Source organism: Vagococcus teuberi, from assembly GCF_001870205.1.
In the GTDB taxonomy this organism is placed as follows: Bacteria; Bacillota; Bacilli; order Lactobacillales; family Vagococcaceae; genus Vagococcus; species Vagococcus teuberi.
This window is the reverse complement of sequence record NZ_CP017267.1, coordinates 1,721,948-1,740,071: the sequence shown is the minus strand read 5'-3', so window position 1 is coordinate 1,740,071 and position 18,124 is coordinate 1,721,948. Positions and strand designations below refer to the sequence as shown.

General features: G+C 34.4%; 16 protein-coding genes and 1 other RNA gene. 15 read left to right on the top strand and 2 right to left on the bottom strand.

Features of this window, described 5'->3' with window-relative positions:
- Positions 1-84 precede the first annotated feature (84 nt).
- Positions 85-783: a zinc metallopeptidase gene (locus BHY08_RS08305; protein WP_071457422.1), complete on the top strand. Its 699-nt coding sequence runs from the start codon at positions 85-87 to the stop codon at positions 781-783.
- On the opposite strand, the gene BHY08_RS08300 is transcribed toward BHY08_RS08305, so the two are convergent.
- On the bottom strand, positions 780-1,640 hold the full coding sequence (locus BHY08_RS08300; protein WP_071457421.1) for a helix-turn-helix domain-containing protein: 861 nt from the start codon (positions 1,638-1,640) through the stop codon (positions 780-782). The two genes, BHY08_RS08305 and BHY08_RS08300, sit on opposite strands and share 4 nt — an antisense overlap.
- An 83-nt stretch (positions 1,641-1,723) precedes the next feature.
- Between BHY08_RS08300 and tadA the strand changes: the two genes are divergently transcribed.
- Both tadA and ffs read left to right on the top strand, forming a co-directional pair.
- Complete coding sequence (tadA, locus tag BHY08_RS08295; protein WP_071457420.1) at positions 1,724-2,254, top strand: tRNA adenosine(34) deaminase TadA; 531 nt, start codon at positions 1,724-1,726, stop codon at positions 2,252-2,254.
- A 7-nt stretch (positions 2,255-2,261) separates the two neighbouring features.
- Positions 2,262-2,360, top strand: an RNA gene (ffs, locus tag BHY08_RS08290) — signal recognition particle sRNA small type.
- 82 nt (positions 2,361-2,442) lie between these two features.
- Here ffs and BHY08_RS08285 read toward each other — a convergent pair.
- On the bottom strand, positions 2,443-2,865 hold the full coding sequence (locus BHY08_RS08285) for a cupin domain-containing protein (RefSeq protein ID WP_071457419.1): 423 nt from the start codon (positions 2,863-2,865) through the stop codon (positions 2,443-2,445).
- A gap of 288 nt (positions 2,866-3,153) precedes the next feature.
- On the opposite strand from BHY08_RS08285, the gene fadE reads away from it, so the two are divergent.
- The 12 genes from fadE (at position 3,154) to BHY08_RS08225 (ending at position 18,102) form a co-directional block, all read left to right on the top strand.
- Positions 3,154-4,356, top strand: a complete 1,203-nt coding sequence (fadE, locus tag BHY08_RS08280; RefSeq protein WP_071457418.1) for an acyl-CoA dehydrogenase FadE — start codon at positions 3,154-3,156, stop codon at positions 4,354-4,356.
- A gap of 178 nt (positions 4,357-4,534) precedes the next feature.
- The gene (locus BHY08_RS08275; RefSeq protein ID WP_420855309.1) at positions 4,535-5,302 is read left to right on the top strand and encodes a LysR family transcriptional regulator; all 768 of its coding nucleotides are present in this window, start codon (positions 4,535-4,537) and stop codon (positions 5,300-5,302) included.
- A 506-nt stretch (positions 5,303-5,808) separates the two neighbouring features.
- Positions 5,809-6,990 carry an acetyl-CoA C-acetyltransferase gene (locus tag BHY08_RS08270; protein ID WP_071457417.1) on the top strand — a complete coding sequence of 394 codons (1,182 nt, stop codon included), beginning with the start codon at positions 5,809-5,811 and terminating at the stop codon, positions 6,988-6,990.
- A gap of 25 nt (positions 6,991-7,015) precedes the next feature.
- Positions 7,016-8,149 carry an acyl-CoA dehydrogenase family protein gene (locus tag BHY08_RS08265; RefSeq protein ID WP_071457416.1) on the top strand — a complete coding sequence of 378 codons (1,134 nt, stop codon included), beginning with the start codon at positions 7,016-7,018 and terminating at the stop codon, positions 8,147-8,149.
- A 1-nt stretch (position 8,150) separates the two neighbouring features.
- Positions 8,151-9,005, top strand: coding sequence for a 3-hydroxybutyryl-CoA dehydrogenase (locus BHY08_RS08260; RefSeq protein ID WP_071457415.1), 855 nt, complete (start codon positions 8,151-8,153; stop codon positions 9,003-9,005).
- Positions 9,006-9,020: 15 nt separating this feature from the next.
- Positions 9,021-9,806, top strand: coding sequence for an enoyl-CoA hydratase-related protein (locus tag BHY08_RS08255; protein WP_071457414.1), 786 nt, complete (start codon positions 9,021-9,023; stop codon positions 9,804-9,806).
- 40 nt (positions 9,807-9,846) lie between these two features.
- On the top strand, positions 9,847-11,133 hold the full coding sequence (locus BHY08_RS08250) for an acetyl-CoA hydrolase/transferase family protein (RefSeq protein ID WP_071457413.1): 1,287 nt from the start codon (positions 9,847-9,849) through the stop codon (positions 11,131-11,133).
- Positions 11,134-11,155: 22 nt separating this feature from the next.
- Positions 11,156-12,019, top strand: a complete 864-nt coding sequence (locus BHY08_RS08245; protein WP_071457412.1) for a YtnP family quorum-quenching lactonase — start codon at positions 11,156-11,158, stop codon at positions 12,017-12,019.
- A gap of 22 nt (positions 12,020-12,041) precedes the next feature.
- Entirely contained in the window at positions 12,042-12,701 is a 660-nt protein-coding gene (locus BHY08_RS08240) for an MIP/aquaporin family protein (RefSeq protein ID WP_071457411.1), read from the top strand.
- A 260-nt stretch (positions 12,702-12,961) separates the two neighbouring features.
- Positions 12,962-15,568 (top strand): magnesium-translocating P-type ATPase, encoded by a 2,607-nt coding sequence (gene mgtA / locus BHY08_RS08235; RefSeq protein ID WP_157093657.1) that lies wholly within the window; start codon positions 12,962-12,964, stop codon positions 15,566-15,568.
- A gap of 440 nt (positions 15,569-16,008) precedes the next feature.
- Entirely contained in the window at positions 16,009-17,121 is a 1,113-nt protein-coding gene (gene pdhA, locus BHY08_RS08230; RefSeq protein ID WP_071457409.1) for a pyruvate dehydrogenase (acetyl-transferring) E1 component subunit alpha, read from the top strand.
- A gap of 3 nt (positions 17,122-17,124) precedes the next feature.
- Complete coding sequence (locus tag BHY08_RS08225) at positions 17,125-18,102, top strand: alpha-ketoacid dehydrogenase subunit beta (protein WP_071457408.1); 978 nt, start codon at positions 17,125-17,127, stop codon at positions 18,100-18,102.
- Positions 18,103-18,124 lie beyond the last annotated feature (22 nt).

Genomic DNA, 18,124 nt, shown 5'->3' with positions numbered 1-18,124 from the left:
GTTATTTTTCAACTGTAATTTATAAACGTTTTTTATAAAATCTGTTACAATGACAGTATGATTAATAGCGAGGAGGCTTATATAATGTTTTACCCGTTTTTTGATAGTACGTATATTCTAGTTATTATTGGGATGCTTATTTCGATGTTGGCATCAAGTTATGTCAACAGTACTTATCGGAAATTTGACAAAGTAATGAACAGAAAAGGTTACACAGCAACAGATGTCGCTCGTTTGATTTTACAAGACTCTGGTATCCATAATGTTGGTGTGCAACAAATATCAGGAGATTTGACGGATAATTACAATTCAAGTACGAAGATACTGAGTTTATCACAAACTGTAGCAGATTCAAGATCTGTTGCAGCAATAGGTGTTGCAGCTCATGAGTGTGGTCATGCGGTACAGGACCAAAAACATTACGCACCATTAAAGTTAAGAATTGCTTTAGTCCCTGTCGTGAATTTTGGTGCTAAAATATCGATTCCATTAATCTTGATTGGTGCTATCTTCTTCAGCGCAACACCAGCTTTGGTGACAATTGGTTTATGGTGTTTTGCCTTAACATTTTTATTTCAAGTCGTGACATTACCAGTTGAATTTAATGCATCTAAACGAGCACTAGCTATTTTAAGTGATAATCATATCTTAGATGATGATGAGTTAGCGATGGCTAGAAAAGTTCTTATTGCAGCAGCCTTAACCTATGTGGCAGCAGCAGTTGCTTCATTACTCCAAGTACTACGTCTATTTCTATTATTTGGTAACAATAATAGAAACTAGAGTGAGAGAATAAGTAGATAATAAAGAGTCAAATCAGTCATATTTTTTAATGAAATACCTGTTTGCTCTGAAAATTTATCTAACTTATATTGTAACGTGTTACGGTGAGTATAGAGCTTTTTAGCACTTGAAGTGATGTTACCTTGCTCTTGCCATAAGGTTTTTATCATTCGTATCGTTTCTTCATCGAAATTCGTTGTATTGTATAAACTAGTCATCAAAGGACTATCCTTGATGGCTTTTTTTGTTAAATACTTAAGAGCAACATCTTGAAATTCAAACACATCATTTGCATGAAACGAAGTATTATATAGTTTGAAAATGGTCGTTTCTTCATTAAAGCAGTCGATAAAATCATGAGATATAGCTTGGTATTTTCCAACAAAAATAGTTGCTTGAATTAAAAACTCAGCTTCCAGTGTTAGTATCATTGATTTAATGTCTTCCTTTGAGTAGAAGATACTTGTTTGTTCTTCGACAATAATGGCTGTGGTGTCATCAACAAAGAAGGAATCTACTACACAGTCAAATAAACTAGAAAAATGGGCTAGCCAACTATCTTTGTTACTCGTATTTTTCCTTAAATTCATTTGAATAATACGGTAATGTTTAGGTGTACTTGGTAACTCACCATGATTAAATAAAATATTATACCAAACATGATTATTTACTTGTTTTTTGGGTTGCTTGTTTATCAGTAATTCTGTAATTAATACAATCTCTCTAGGAGATAAATCATCTTTATTTAGATAAAAATAGCCACTATCAAGAGGGATAACTAAATGTGTTTTTGTCTCTCTATAGACTGATTCAACTGTGCCGTTTGGAAATAAGGCTTGAAGAGATTGACTGTCCAAAGTAACTCACCCTTTATTTTTCGTTAAAGCTATTCTATCATAAATATGGGCACCAAAATTATTTTTTTATAGAGGGGTTAATCATGTTTCTAAGAGAAGTAGTACTGTCAACTGATGACAAAGAAAAATTTATGAAAGAAGCGCTAATAGAAGCAAAAAAAGCAGAATTAATGGGAGAAGTTCCAATTGGTGCTGTTGTGGTATTAGATGGTAAAGTTATCGGTAGAGGACATAATGTCCGTGAGTTTTCACAAGACGCAACGACGCATGCAGAAATGGTTGCAATTAGAGAAGCAAATCGAAACGTGGAGAGTTGGCGACTCGAAAAAGCGCAAATATTTGTTACGCTTGAACCTTGCCCTATGTGTAGTGGTGCGATTTTACTATCCAGAATTGACCAAGTTTTTTTTGGTGCAATGGATCCTAAAGGTGGGACAGTAGGATCATTAATGAATTTGTTACAAGATAATCGATTTAATCATTTTTGTTATGTAGAGAAAGGGATTTTAGAAGAAGAATGTTCGTCTATTTTAACCAATTTTTTTAGAACAATTCGTCAAAAAAAGAAAGAAGAAAAAAAGGCTAGCAATATAACGCAAAATGTTGTACAATAATACTTGCCGTTATGGCTAGGACAATGGTGGGCCGATGAAGCGTGTCAGATCTGGAAGGAAGCAGCACTAAGTTGGTGCCGCCATGTGTCTGAATTTAATATAAGCCTTGAGCTTATTTTTTTTGCCTTAAAAATATAAATAAAAATAATCCCACAGATAAATTTTTTCTGTGGGATTTTGTTATTTATTTAGTCTTCATTAGGGTCATCAATAGCATCTTGATGAGTTTTATGAACTGTTCCAGGAACATGATCAGGACCAGCATACAATGTATACAGTTTTAAAGGTTTGTCACCGATATTTTCTACATTATGCCACATATCAGCAGGAACGAAAATCGCATCATCATCTGACACTTCTTTAACAAAAGTTAAATTATCTTCCGCATCTCCCATTTTACAAAGTCCTTTACCTTCTTCAATACGTAAAAATTGATCAATGCCATGATGAACTTCAAGGCCAATATCATCACCTGGTTGGATAGACATCAATGTCATTTGCATTTTCTGACCAGTCCATACAGTTGTGCGGTAATTATCATTAGCCAAAGTCCATTCTTCAACATTTTCTACAACAGGTTTTTGTCCTCTATCAGTAAAATCAAACGTCATTTTTTATTCCTCCAATCTTATTTTATATCTCAATCATATCATAAATTTATCCGTTTTCAAGTGATTAGTATCACTTGATAATAATTCTAATTTAAATGTGTAATATTTTTAACCCCCTAATAGTTAGACTTCTATAGAAGAAAGGCTTTATATGAAAGGGGTTTATAAAAGTATTAATAAAACTAATAGTTTACATAATTTTTGTTAAGTAGCAATGTTCATGAAAACGGATTATTATTTGGTTGTAAGCAGGAAATAACAAAAAATAAATTTTTGGAGGAACATAACATGTCCTATTTAGAAGAATTGAAAGAGTTTTATCCGTTAGATTTGTATACCTTTTCAAGAAGGTTAACTGAAGGTGAATTCACTGTTCTTAAAAATTTACGAAAAGTTCTAGAAGAAAAAGTAAAACCGGTTATTAATGAGCACTGGGAAAAAGCTGAATTCCCATTTGAAGCGTTCGGTGAAATTGCCAAAGTTGGTGTAATGAACAGTTCATTATTATTTGAAGGACGCGAAGGAAAACGTAAACCAAGTGAATTATATAATGCCTTTTTATATTTAGAACTTGCTAAATTAGATGCTTCAATCGCAACATTTTATACAGTTCATGGTGGATTATGCTACAATACAATCTTAATAGGTGGTAGTGAAGAACAAATCGATCATTACGCACCAAAAGTGGCGTCATTTGAATGGCAAGGATGTTTTGGTTTAACTGAACCAGATCATGGATCAGATATTGCGGGTGGACTTGCAACAACTGCTGAGAAAAAAGGCGATAAATGGGTTATTAACGGAGAAAAACGTTGGATTGGTGGAGCAAACACTGCTGATATCTTACCAATTTTTGCTCGTGATAAAACTGATAATAAAATTAAGTGTTTCATCGTACCTGGTGGTTCAAAAGGACTTAGAGTTGATGTTATCCAAAATAAAGTAGCGTTAAGAGAAGTTCAAAACGGACATATCTACTTAGATAACGTTGAAGTTGACGACAGCACTCGCTTAGCAAATGTTAATGGATTTAAAGATGTTGCCCGTATTTTACGCGCAACACGTGCTGACATCGCTCATTTAGCAATGGGTATGACTTATGGTTCTTTAGAAGCTGCACTTAAATATGTTAAAGAGCGTGACCAATTTGGTAAAAAAGTTTCTTCATTCCAATTAGTTCAAGAAAAATTAGCCCGTATGGAAGCAAACGTTGTTGCAACATTAGCATACTCTGTACAATTAGCTAACTTGCAAGAAAAAGGTGAATTCTTAGAAGAAAACTCTGCATTAGCTAAAATGCATAATGCATTAAGAATGAGAGAAACAGTTGCTTTAGGTCGTGAAGTATGTGGTGGTAACGGAATTACATTAGAAACGGACGTAGCTCGTTTCTTCGCTGATGGTGAAGCAATTTACTCTTACGAAGGAACTCACGAAATCAACGCACTAATTGTTGGACGTTACTTAACTGGACAAGGTGCATTTGTTTAATCTTTAATCATTAAATTAAATTTTCCAATTATCAATAAAATTTTGAATTAAATAAGAGTATAAGCTGCTAAATTAGTCATGGATTTAGCAGCTTTTTTATGTAAAAAACGCGTTTGTGTTGCCTTTTTTTGAGTGTATGAGTATTCTTAAAACATAGGAAAGTAAAGGGGATAAAGGTATGGATATTCAACAGTTGTATTATTTTATGAATATTGTCGAGTGTGGATGTAATTTGTCGTTAGCTGCAAAAAAAATACATATTACACAATCAGCTTTGAGTCAGTTGATAATAAATTTTGAAGCAAATGAAGAGTTAGTGTTATTTTACAGGAAGAATGGACGTTTGGATTCTTTGACACCAAGTGGGGAAAAGCTATATGCTTACGCCCAACAAATAACAAAACTACATGAACAGATGAATGATATGGTAAGAAAAGAGGCGGCAAAGCAAAAAGGAACGATTCGTATAGGACTTCCTTCGCTGATTTTACGTATTTTCTTTTCTTCATTTTTCCCGAAATTCACTCTAGCCAACCCAGATATTCAAATTGAAATTATCGAGGGTGGTAGTAATCAGCTAAGAAAAATGTTGTTTCAAAATGATTTAGACTATGCTATTTTAATTGAGCCGACAAGTTTAGATCCGAAAGCATTTGAAGAACATGTCATTCAAATTGATGAAATGACAGCATTTGTTTACCATGATCATCCACTGGCTTATAAAAAAATGTTGAATTGGGAAGATTTAGAGCCTTATCCAATCGGTACCTTCAATGACAGCTTTACTACAAATGAATTAGTAAGAAATAAATTAGCAGAGATACAAAGTAAGGCGAAAATTATGTTCCAATCATCTTCGTGGGATTATCTAGTTGAAGCAACACAAGAATCTAAAATAGTAACAGTATTACTTACCTCTCTACACTACATAGCAACTAAAATGTAAAAGAATTCCAGTTTAAATATCCATTCTTTATACGATCTTATTCTAAATAGTAACAGTATTGCCATCACCTATTGAACGCACGATGGACAAATCGCTATTTAAAGAGATTCCGTTTAAAGATCCCATTCCGTTTAACGTCTTATTATGTCGCCCGATAAAATCAAATTATTCAGAAGTTGAGAGTAAAGTGTATGAATCAATATTAAGTTATTTCTATCAACCAATAATTTAAAGTATAATAAAAGGACATGAGACGAGATTAGTCTTTTGTTCTTTTTATTTTTAAAAGAAACAGTTAATCAATTATTAAAAAAAATTTATAGATAAAATGGTACTGTTTGGTAAAAGTATGTGATAAAACCTTGATTTTTAAAAGTATAAAACAACTATTAGTTTAACTAATAGTTGAAATTATATTTACTTGTTAGATTTTTACTAGAATTAAGGATAAAATAATAAGTGTAAATGAAGCGCTTTATTAATTGACGCTATAGGAGGAAACATAAGTGAAAGAAGTAGTAATCGTATCAGCAAGAAGAAGTCCAATCGGAAGTTTTGGTGGAAGCCTAAAAAACATGAACGCAGTTGAATTAGGCAAAAAAGTTTTGGAAGCATCACTTAAAGATATTAACCTTGATCCATCATTAGTTGATGAAGTTATTTTAGGAAATGTTTTATCAAGTGGATTAGGTCAAAACGTTTCTCGTCAAGTGGCGATTAATGCTGGCATTCCTCAAGAAAAATCGGCTTTTACAATTAATAAAGTCTGTGGTTCAGGATTAAAAACAGTCGTTCTTGCTGCTCAATCTATCATGTTAGGTGACAATGAGATTGTTGTTGCTGGCGGAACTGAAAGTATGAGTCAAGCACCTTACATTTTAGAAAGTGAACGCTGGGGTAAACGTATGGGAGATGCTAAAGTAATCGATACAATGTTATCAGATGGTTTAGTAGATGCTTTCCACGGAATTCATATGGGAATCACAGCAGAGAACATTGCAGAAAAATTTGGTTTCACAAGAGAACAGCAAGATGAATTTGCAGCTAAAAGCCAAAACAAAGCTGAAGCAGCCGTAACATCAGGTCGTTTCAAAGAAGAAATCGTTGAAATCGAAATTCCACAACGTAAAGGTGAACCAGTCATCTTTAAAGATGATGAATTTCCACGTTTTGGTTCTACAGCAGAAAAATTATCAAACTTACGTCCAGCATTTAAAAAAGACGGGACAGTTACAGCAGGTAATGCTTCAGGCGTAAATGACGGTGCAGCAATCTTAGTATTAATGTCACGTGAAAAAGCAGATGAGTTAGGTCTAGAAGTTTTAGCATCAATTGAATCATATGCTTCTGCTGGTGTGGATCCAACGATTATGGGAACTGGACCAATTCCTGCAACTAAAAAAGCATTGGAAAAAGCTGGTTTAACAGTTGATGATTTAGATTTAGTTGAATCAAATGAAGCATTTGCGTCTCAAGCAATGAGCGTAGCGCAAGAATTAGGATTAAATGAAGACATTACAAACGTTAATGGTGGCGCAATTGCTCTAGGACATCCAATCGGAGCAAGTGGTGCACGTATCTTAGTAACATTACTACATGAAATGAAAAAACGTGATGCGAAAAATGGTTTAGCAACACTATGTATTGGTGGCGGACAAGGTATTGCTTTAGTTGTTAAACGTGGCTAATTATTGAAGTAAAGGAGTCAACACAATGGATAAAAGACATGAGTTGGTATTACAAGTGACTGATTACTCTCATCAAGAGCTTGCTAAAGCAGCAAGATATTACGACACCGTGGACAAATTTCCAGAAGAACAAATGATTCATTTGTTTAGTCTGGCGATTCTCCCTAGTTTGTATAAAAATCTAAATGACTTAACGTACCATGATTACTTAAGTGTCATTCGCCTAGTCTCAAAGAATTTCCCCGCACTTGGAAGTATTTTGTTAACTCAAGAAAGCCATTGTGTTTGGCCTATTTCAACATTTGGAACAACACAACAAAAAGAACGCTATTTAGAAAAAGCATTACATGGAGAAATCTATGGATGCTTTGCTCTAAATGAGCCAATTACAGGTAGTGAGATTGAAGAAATGAAAACAGTTGCACACCAAACTGAAACAGGATGGGTGTTATCTGGTAATAAAGATTATATCTCCAACTCACCAATAGCGAGTGTTTTATTAATTGCTGCAAAAACAATTGCATTGGATGGAACACAAGGATATGCCATCTTTGTTATAGACAAAAAAACAAATGGCTTAAAAGTTGGCGAACTTGAAGAGAAAATGGGTATTAAGGCTCTTCCAGTAGCAAGCGTTCAACTTGATAAGGTTCAATTGACTGATGATAATCTACTTGGTGGGGTGGTAAATGGCTTACCACAAATCGACTCAATTTTAAATAGAAACCGCTTAGCAGTTGCAGCTCAATCGCTAGGTATTGCTGGTGGGGCATTAGATAGAGGGTTGAAATATGTTTCTTATAATAGAAATTTAGGAAAACGCTTAATCGATATGGCTTCGATTCAATATAAACTAGCTGATATTGAAACAGGGATTTATTCTGCCAGATCATTATTGATGCAAGTCATCAATTCAAGGCAAGAACAAGACGAGAGAATGGTTGCGATGACGAAACTGACAGCGTCAAATCTCGCTATAGAAACAACTGAGAGCATTATTAATATGAGTGGTGGTTATGGGTATATGCGAAATAACGACATTGAACGTTTCGTGCGTGATGCTAAAATCACAGCCATCTACGGTTCATCTTCAGATAGATTAAGAAGTATCATAGCAAAACCATGGGTAAATAAAAAATGTAAAGTAAAGGAAGAATAAAATGGATATTAAAAATGTAATGGTTGTTGGAGCAGGACAAATGGGTAATGGGATTGTTCAAGTATTAGCAACAGTTGGATACAACGTTTATATGAACGACATTAACGATACTGCAACACAAAACGGATTGGATAAAATTAAAAGGTTTCTAGAAAAGTCAGTTAAACGCGGATCTAAAACAGAAGACGAAGTAAAAGAAATTTTAGATAGAATTACCCTATCAACATCTTATGAAGATGCAAAAAATGTTGATTTAGTAATTGAAGCAGCTACTGAAAATAAAAAAATCAAATTAGATATTTTTAGACAGTTAGACGCGATTGTACCAGAACATATAATTTTAGCCACAAACACATCTTCTTTATCAATTACTGAAATCGCTTCAGTAACAAGTAGACCAGAAAAAATAGTCGGAATGCATTTCTTTAATCCAGTACCACTGATGAAATTAGTTGAGATTAACCATGGTCTGGCAACAAGTGATGAAACAGCAAACTCTATTTTAGATGTAGCGAGCAAAATGAGAAAAGTATCAATCGATATTAAAGATTCACCAGGATTTGCGGTAAACCGTATTTTAATTCCTATGATCAATGAAGCCATTTTTGTACTAGGTGAAGGCATTGCAACAGCAGCAGAAATTGATGAATCAATGACATTAGGTGCAAATCACCCAATGGGGCCTTTAGCTCTAGCTGACTACATTGGTTTAGATACATGTTTAGCTATCATGAACGTATTATATGATGGATTTAATGATTCTAAATATCGTCCAGCTCCATTACTTAAAAAATATGTTGAAGCAGGATGGTTAGGTAACAAAACTAGAAAAGGCTTTTACGACTATAAAAAATAATGGGAGGAATCAGTTATGAAATCATATAAATATCTAAGTTTATCTGTCGAAAACGGTGTTGGAACGTTAAAAATTGAACGCCCTAAAATGTTAAACGCATTAAGTACAGGTGTTTTAGAAGAAATTAGTAAAGCAATTGATGAAGTCAGCTCTCGTCAAGATATTGATGTCTTACTTGTTACAGGAACAGGTGATAGAGCATTTGTTGCAGGAGCAGATATTGCTGAGATGAAAGACAAAACAGTTTTTGAAGGACGTGCGTTTTCAGAAATTGGAAATGATGTATTTATGAAATTAGGTACATTAAGACAACCGACAATTGCTTGTGTCAATGGTTTTGCACTTGGTGGTGGATGTGAATTAGCTTTAGCATGTGATATGAGAATTGCTTCAGATAATGCAAAATTCGGTCAACCAGAAGTTGGTTTAGGAATTATTCCAGGATTTGGTGGAACACAACGTTTATCTCGTTTAGTTGGTACAGGTATAGCAAAAGAATTAATCTTTACTGGAAAAATTGTTTCAGCTGAAGATGCACTAATTATGGGATTAGTTAATAAAGTGGTTAGTTTTGATAGTTTGCAAAACGAAGCAATAGAATTAGCAAACCAAGTTAAAAAGAATGCACCACTTGCAGTAGAATTAAGCAAAGAAGTCATTGATGCAGGAATTGAAATGAGCTTATCAAATGGATTAAGACTTGAAGCAGAAGTATTTGGCTCGCTGTTTTCAACGAAAGATCAAACAGAAGGCATGGACGCTTTCATTAACAAACGTAAACCTAAATTTGAAAAAAACTGAAAATTCAGAAAAAACTGACAATAATAAGGAGAGTTTAACCATGAATTACGATAACTTATATAATGAAAAAATAAAGTCAGCAAAAGATGCAGTCAGCGTCGTTGAACCAGGAGACGCTATTGTTTTCCCTATAATGCCGGGTGAACCACCCGCATTATTAGATGCTATTCGTGAAATGGATACATTAGAGGGTAACTCTTTATATCGTATGCTACCTAGTTTTCCAACCGTTGATGTAGAAAAATCAAAATTACGCCAAATTTCAATCTTTTTATCAGGCATGGATAGAAAAGGAATGAATGCAGGGAACATTGATTTGCTACCAAATCATTTTTCTGACATCCCTTCTATTTTGAAAAAACGTGAAGGTGACAAATTAATCATTATGGCAACAGTATCGCCAATGGATGAAGATGGAAACTTTTCATTAGGTACTAGTCCATCTTACGTTGCCTCATTAGTCGAAGGTGCTAAACGAATTGTTTTAGAAGTGAACGAAAATATGCCAAGAACATTTGGTGAAAAAAATACAATTCACATCAGCCAAGTCGATGCTTTAATTGAAAATAATGTTGAGTTACCAGAACTTGTTAGTCCAACACCAAATGAAAAAGATTTAGCTGTTGGTCGTGAAATTGCGAAAAAAGTAAAAGATGGTGACACATTGCAAATTGGTTTTGGTGCAATGCCTAATGCTGTAATGGAATATTTGACAGAGAAAAAACATTTAGGATTGCATACAGAAATGCTTCCTGAAAAATTAGTTGACTTAACTGAAAAAGGCGTTATTGATAATAGTAAAAAAGAAATTCATAATGGTAAGTCAGTTGCGACTTTTGCCATCGGAAGCAAGCGACTTTATGAATTCATGAATAATAACCCAGACATTTTAATGTTACCGTGTGACTACACAAATAGTTTTGACACAATTAGTCAGATGAAACACTTATTTGCGATTAATTCTGCTATTGAAGTTGATTTCCTTGGTCAATGTAATTCAGAAAGAGTGAAAGGGCTTTACTATTCGTCGACAGGCGGCCAATCTGATTTTATGAAAGGGGTACGTTTAACAGAGAGTGGTACTGGAATTATTTGTTTATACTCGACAGCTAAAAATGATGAGATTTCGACAATCGTACCAACTTTATTCGAAGGTGCTCCTGTTGCAACATCAAAAAATGATATTGATACTGTAGTGACTGAGTATGGGAGTGCAGAATTAAAGGGTAGTACAATTTTTGAACGAACGGAAAGATTAATCAATATTGCTCATCCTAAATTTAGAGATGAATTAAAAGCAAAAGCTAAAGAAATGAACTATATGTAATCAACTACTAGGAGGAAATCAGATGGATACATTAACGTTTCATGATATGACATTAACCTGGTTAGAAGGTGGAATGACTTGTTTGGATGGTGGAGCGATGTTTGGCGTTGTACCAAAACCAGTCTGGATAAGAAAATATCCAGTGAACGAAAAAAATCAGATTGAGTTACCGACAGACCCTATATTAATTCAATATCAAGGTAAAAATTACTTGATTGACGCTGGTGTAGGAAATGGAAAATTTACGGATAAACAAAAGAAGATTTTCGGTGTTGCTTGGGAGTCTGAAGTTGAGTCATCTTTAAAAGAATTAGGATTGACTTTTGAAGACATTGACTTTCTGTTAATGACTCACATGCACTTTGACCATGCAACTGGATTAACTAAACCAACTGACGATGGTGGTTATGTATCTGTCTTTCCAAATGCAAAAATATATGTTCAAGCCATTGAGTGGGAAGAAATGCAACATCCTAATATACGCTCGAAGAGTACTTATTGGGCCTATAATTGGGAACCAATCGTAGATCAAGTAGCGATTTATGACGACGAAATTGAAGTGGCTCCAGGAATTACAATGATACATACAGGTGGACATAGTAATGGACACTCTGTCATTAAACTTGAACAAAATGGTGAGACGATGATTCATATGGCAGATATCATGCCAACTCACGCTCATCAAAATTCTTTATGGGTACTCGCTTATGATGATTACCCAATGACATCCATAGCAAATAAAGAAAAATGGTTAAAAGAAGCATATGAAAACAATTATAAATTTATTTTCTATCATGATGCCTTTTATCGTATGATTCAGTGGGACCAAGAGGGTAAAGAAAAGGTAGACACTCTAGAGCGTTCTAGAGAAAGAATTATAAGGTAAATGTAAAATAGGGGGAAGTATTTTGGTAAAAAAAGGTTTAGCAGAAGTAATAGGGACATTCTTTTTAGTCTTTATTGGTACAGGTACAGCAGTCTTAAGTGGTAATGTCGTTGGAACATTAGGTATTGGATTAGGTTTTGGTTTAGCTATTATGGTTGCGGCTAATACAATCGGTCAAATTTCTGGGGCACATTTAAACCCAGCTGTGACATTAGCATTTTTAGTGAACAAACGTATGGATGTCAAAGAATTTGTTGTTTATGTTGTTGGACAAATGATTGGCGCAATACTCGGTACTGGTCTATTAAGATTAATTTTAGGAATGACTGATTTAGGTGTAGAGAACTTAGCTCAAACAACTTATCAAGATATTTCAACAGCTGGTGCATTCATCATTGAAATGACACTAACAGCCATTTTGGTATTTGTGATTATGTCTGTAACAAGTAAAAAAGGTGAAACATCATATAATGGTTTAGCAATTGGTTTAACTTTAACAATGCTACATTTTATCGGTGTACCATTAACAGGTATGTCAGTTAACCCAGTTAGAAGTATGTCACCAGCCTTATTTGTAGGTGGCGATGCTATGAGTCAATTATGGTTATACATCTTAGCACCATTAGTTGGTGGATTGATTGCGGCAGTAATTGCAAAAACATTATTACAAACAGAAGAATAATATCTTAAAACAATCATGGTCAATAGGCTGTGGTTGTTTTTTGTTTTCATCTAGAGGTTAAGTATTAGTTAATAAATCTATTAGTCTGTTATAAAATGATTAGTAAACGCAATGGTTTGTTTTATAAGTTGGATAATTAAGGTTTTTATCTAGTTTTTTACAAAAAATGTACACTTTATTTATAAAAACTCAGATTAAATGAAAAGAATACTGATGCATGTTATGATAAGGAGGAGAATTTAGTTGTAGGAGGAATGCACATGGCAAAAGAAGAAGCAGTTAATAAAAAAAATGATGAACTAAAAAAACTGTCTAATCTAAGTGTTCGAGAGTTGATGATGGAGTTTCGAACCTCACCTGATGGACTTAGTTCAGAAGATGCTGAAAAACGGCTAGATGAATTTGGTGAGAACAAAGTGAATGTGCAAAAACCTAAACCTTGGTATAGAGTGTTATTTGAATCATTCATGGATCCATTTATTTATGTTTTAGCAGCATTATTAATCGTTTCAGCTTTAACAAAAGATTTTGAAGCGGTTCTTGTGATGACTACGATGATTTTAATCAGTGCTTTTATTCGTTTTACGCAAGACTTTAAAGCACAAAAAGAGTCACTGTCATTACAAAATTTGGTGAAACATACTAGTGCGGTTAAAAGAGATGGCGAGATAAAAGAACGTCCAATGGAAGATGTGGTACCTGGAGATATTGTGTATTTATCAGCTGGAGATATGATACCAGCAGATGGGGTTCTTATTTGGACGAAAGACTTGTTCGTTAATCAGTCTTCTTTAACAGGGGAGTCAATGCCAGTTGAAAAATTTGAGTCAGATAAAGTCGATGTAAAAGTTGATGAAGATACTTCAGCGATTGATTTAAATAATTTAGTATTTATGGGGACAGATATCTTGAGTGGTCAAGGTGAAGTCATTATTTTAAGAACAGGTCAAGATACATTCTTTGGGGATATTGCGAAATCTGCTAGTACAGCCCGTGCGTTAACAAGTTTTGACCGTGATTTAAATCGTATCAGTAAATTATTACTAAAGATGGTCACAGTATTGTTCCCGGTCGTATTTTTGATAAATGGTTTATCAAAAGGGGATTGGACACAAGCGTTCTTCTTTGCGATAGCAGTTGCAGTTGGGTTAACACCAGAAATGTTGCCAATGATTGTGACTAGTAACTTAGCTAAAGGGTCACAAACACTAGCTAAGAAAAAAGTAATTGTAAAAGAATTAAATGCTATTCAAAACTTAGGGTCTATGACCGTTCTTTGTACTGATAAGACAGGAACTATTACAGAAGATAGAGTGGTATTAGTAGAACATGTTAGTCCTTTAGGTGATTCAAATCAAAAAGTATTAGATATGGCCTATCTCAATTCAAACTATCAAACAGGTTGGAAAAACTTAATGGATCACGCCATTATTAATTATTATGAAACCAATCCAGATAAAATGATAACAGATAAAATTGAAAAAATAGATGAGATTCCATTTGATTTTTCTAGACGTCGTTTGACAGTTGCGCTAAAAAGAGACGGCCATCAACTGATGATAACAAAAGGAGCCGTTGAAGAGATGGCGGCAATTTGTTCATCTGTTGAAATTGATGATGAAATTGTTCCGCTCACTGATGAGTTGATTGAACAAATGTCAGATGTAAACAGACGAATGAATGAACAAGGGATGCGTGTGATTACTGTTGCTTATAAACGAGATGTCCATAACACGCCAACTTATGCTGTTAGTGATGAGTCAGATATGATACTGGTTGGGTTTGTTGGATTCTTAGACCCAGCAAAACAATCAGCAGTTACAGCGATTTCTTCATTGCATCAACATGGAGTCAATGTAAAAGTCTTAACCGGAGACAATGAAATTGTGTCTCGAAAAGTGTGTCGTGATGTTGGCATTGAAGTTGATAAATCATATATTGGAACAGACATAGACACTATGGATGATGACGAATTAAAACAAGCAGTGAATGAAGTGCAACTATTTGCGAAGTTAAACCCCATGCAAAAAGCACGAATTATTAATACGTTAAAAGATCAAGGTGAAACAGTCGGGTTTATGGGAGATGGGATTAATGATGCTCCAGCGTTAAGAGCGGCAGATGTTGGGATTTCAGTTGATACTGCGGCTGATATTACAAAAGAAGCAAGTTCCATCATTCTTCTTGAAAAAAGTTTAGTTGTATTGGAAGATGGTGTGTTAGAAGGACGTAAAGTATTTAAAAATATGATGAAATACATCATGATTACGATTAGTTCAAACTTTGGGAATGTCTTTTCTGTTTTAGTTGCGAGTGCTTTTTTACCATTCTTACCAATGTTATCAATTCAATTATTAATACAGAATTTAGTTTATGATATTTCACAACTTGCTATGCCGTGGGATAATGTCGATGAAGAGCAAATTATGAAACCAGTAAGATTTGATATAAAAAATCTGTTGCATTTCACTCTTTTTATTGGCCCAATCAGTAGTATTTTTGATATTATCACGTTTGCTGTAATGTGGTTTGTGATTGGAGCTAATACAGTTGCACAGCAAAGTGTTTTCCAATCTGGTTGGTTCTTAGTTGGATTATTTACGCAAACACTGGTTGTGCATGTCATTCGTACGGAAAAAATTCCATTCATTCAAAGTATAGCCAGTCCGCCTATGTTAATTATGAGTAGTTTAGCAATTGGTTCAGGATTATTTATTATTTTATTTGAACCACTCAGACAAGCATTTGATTTTGGAGCACTACCTAGTGAATACTGGATATGGTTAATAGGAATTAGTTTTTCATATCTTGTTTTACAACAATTAATCAAAAAAATATACATTAAAAAATATCATGAATGGATATAACGTGAAAAAAATCACTTTCTTTTAAAAAAAACAATAATGTTTTCTAATAAAAAAGAACTCTTACGTGTTAGGAGTTCTTTTTTATATCTCCATGATTTTATGCGTTTGTTTTTTAGTTTAGAAAATAAAGCTAGATAAGATAGCGTTTTTACAAAAGGTGATATATAACAGATTTTCATATTAAGTAATACAGTTTTGACTGTTTTAACATAGGATAAAAAGAATGAACTAAAATAAAACTAGAAAGTGATATTTTTCACTATGTTTTCGGTGCGTCATTCATTACGTTAATAAAGCAAAATAATTCAAGCGGATTGCTTGCAATGTGAATAAAGTCATGTTAAATTGAATTTGTCAAATTGAAAAAAAGTAATACAGTTTTTTTTCCTGTTTGAGAAACCAATATGATTACGTAAAAAAAGAGAGGAATGTGTAACAATATGGCTAAGAAAAAAGTAAACCCACTTGATTTTGCAGCATTGATGGAAGACATTAACGCAGATTTTCCAACGATTCAAGTGTTAGATAAAGAGGGTAAGGTTGTTAATAAAGATTTATTACCTGATTTATCAGATGAAGAATTAGTAGAATTAATGACAAGAATGGTATGGGCAAGAGTTTTAGATCAACGTTCAACTGCATTAAACCGTCAAGGACGTTTAGGATTCTACGCACCAACAGCTGGTCAAGAAGCAAGTCAATTAGCAAGTCAATTTGCTATGGATAAAGAAGATGTGTTATTACCAGGATACCGTGATGTTCCACAATTAATTCAACATGGTTTACCACTTAGAGATGCATTTTTATGGTCAAGAGGACATGCAGCAGGTAGTGAATATGCTGAAAGCTTAAAAGCTTTACCACCACAAATCATTATCGGAGCACAATATGTGCAAGCAGCTGGTGTGGCTTTAGGTCTTAAAAAACGCAACAAACCAAACGTTGCATTTACTTATACGGGTGATGGTGGTTCTTCACAAGGTGACTTCTATGAAGGAATCAACTTTGCAGGAGCTTACAAAGCAAACGCTGTATTCTTTATTCAAAACAATGGCTATGCAATCTCAACTCCACGTGAATTACAAACAGCAGCTAATACATTAGCTCAAAAAGGTATTGCAGCTGGTATTCCAAGTATTCAAGTAGATGGTATGGATGCATTAGCAGTATATAAAGTAACTAAAGCAGCTCGTGAATGGGCAGCAGCAGGAAACGGACCAGTTTTAATTGAAACATTAACATTCCGCTATGGACCACATACATTATCAGGGGACGACCCAACAAGATACCGTACTCAAGAAGTTGAAGATGAGTGGCATGCAAAAGATCCATTAACTCGTTTCAGAATTTACTTAACAGAAAAAGGTTTATGGTCTGAAGAAAAAGAAGAACAAATTATTGAACAAACTAAAGAGGAAATCAAAACAGCTATCAAAGCAGCTGATGCCGCACCAAAACAAAAAGTTTCAGATTTCTTGAAAAACATGTTTGAAGTAACACCTAAATTAATCCAAGAACAAATTGACACATTTGAAGCAAAGGAGTCGAACTAAATCATGGCACAAAAAACAATGATTCAAGCAATTACAGATGCTTTAGCAATAGAACTTGAAGCAAATCCAGATGTATTAGTATTTGGTGAAGATGTTGGTAATAACGGTGGGGTATTCCGTGCCACTGAAGGATTACAAGAAAAATTTGGTGTAGATCGTGTATTTGATACACCATTAGCTGAATCAGGTATCGGTGGTTTAGCATTCGGTTTAGCTTTAGAAAACTTCCGTCCAGTAGCAGAAATCCAATTCTTTGGTTTCGTATTTGAAGTAATGGATGAAATTATCGGACAAATGGCTCGTACTCGTTACCGTATGAGTGGTACTCGTAATATTCCAGTTACAATCCGCGCACCATTTGGTGGTGGGGTTCATACTCCTGAAATGCATGCGGATAACTTAGAAGGTTTAATCGCTCAATCACCAGGTGTACGTGTGGTTATCCCAAGTAATCCATATGACGCAAAAGGATTATTAATTTCATCTATTCGTGACAACGATCCAGTTGTTTTCTTAGAGCACATGAAATTATACCGTTCATTCCGTGAAGAAGTTCCAGAAGAAGCTTACACAGTTCCTTTAGATAAAGCAGCGGTAACTCGTGAAGGGACAGATGTTTCAATTATTACTTACGGCGCAATGGTTCGCGAAGCAATCAAAGCAGCAGAAGCGTTAGAAAAAGATGGCATCTCTGTTGAAATCATCGACTTAAGAACAGTTGCACCATTAGATGTAGATACAATTATTGCCTCTGTTGAGAAAACAGGACGTGTTGTAGTCGTTCAAGAAGCTCAAAGACAAGCCGGAGTTGGCGCTCAAGTTGTTTCAGAAATTTCAGAAAGAGCGGTTCTTTCTTTAGAAGCACCAATTGGACGTGTGTCAGCACCTGATACAGTTTATCCATTTGGTCAAGCAGAAGGTGCATGGTTACCAAATGCATCAGATATCGAAGCAAAAGTAAGAGAAATTCATTCATTCTAATTAATCGAAATTAACTGAATGC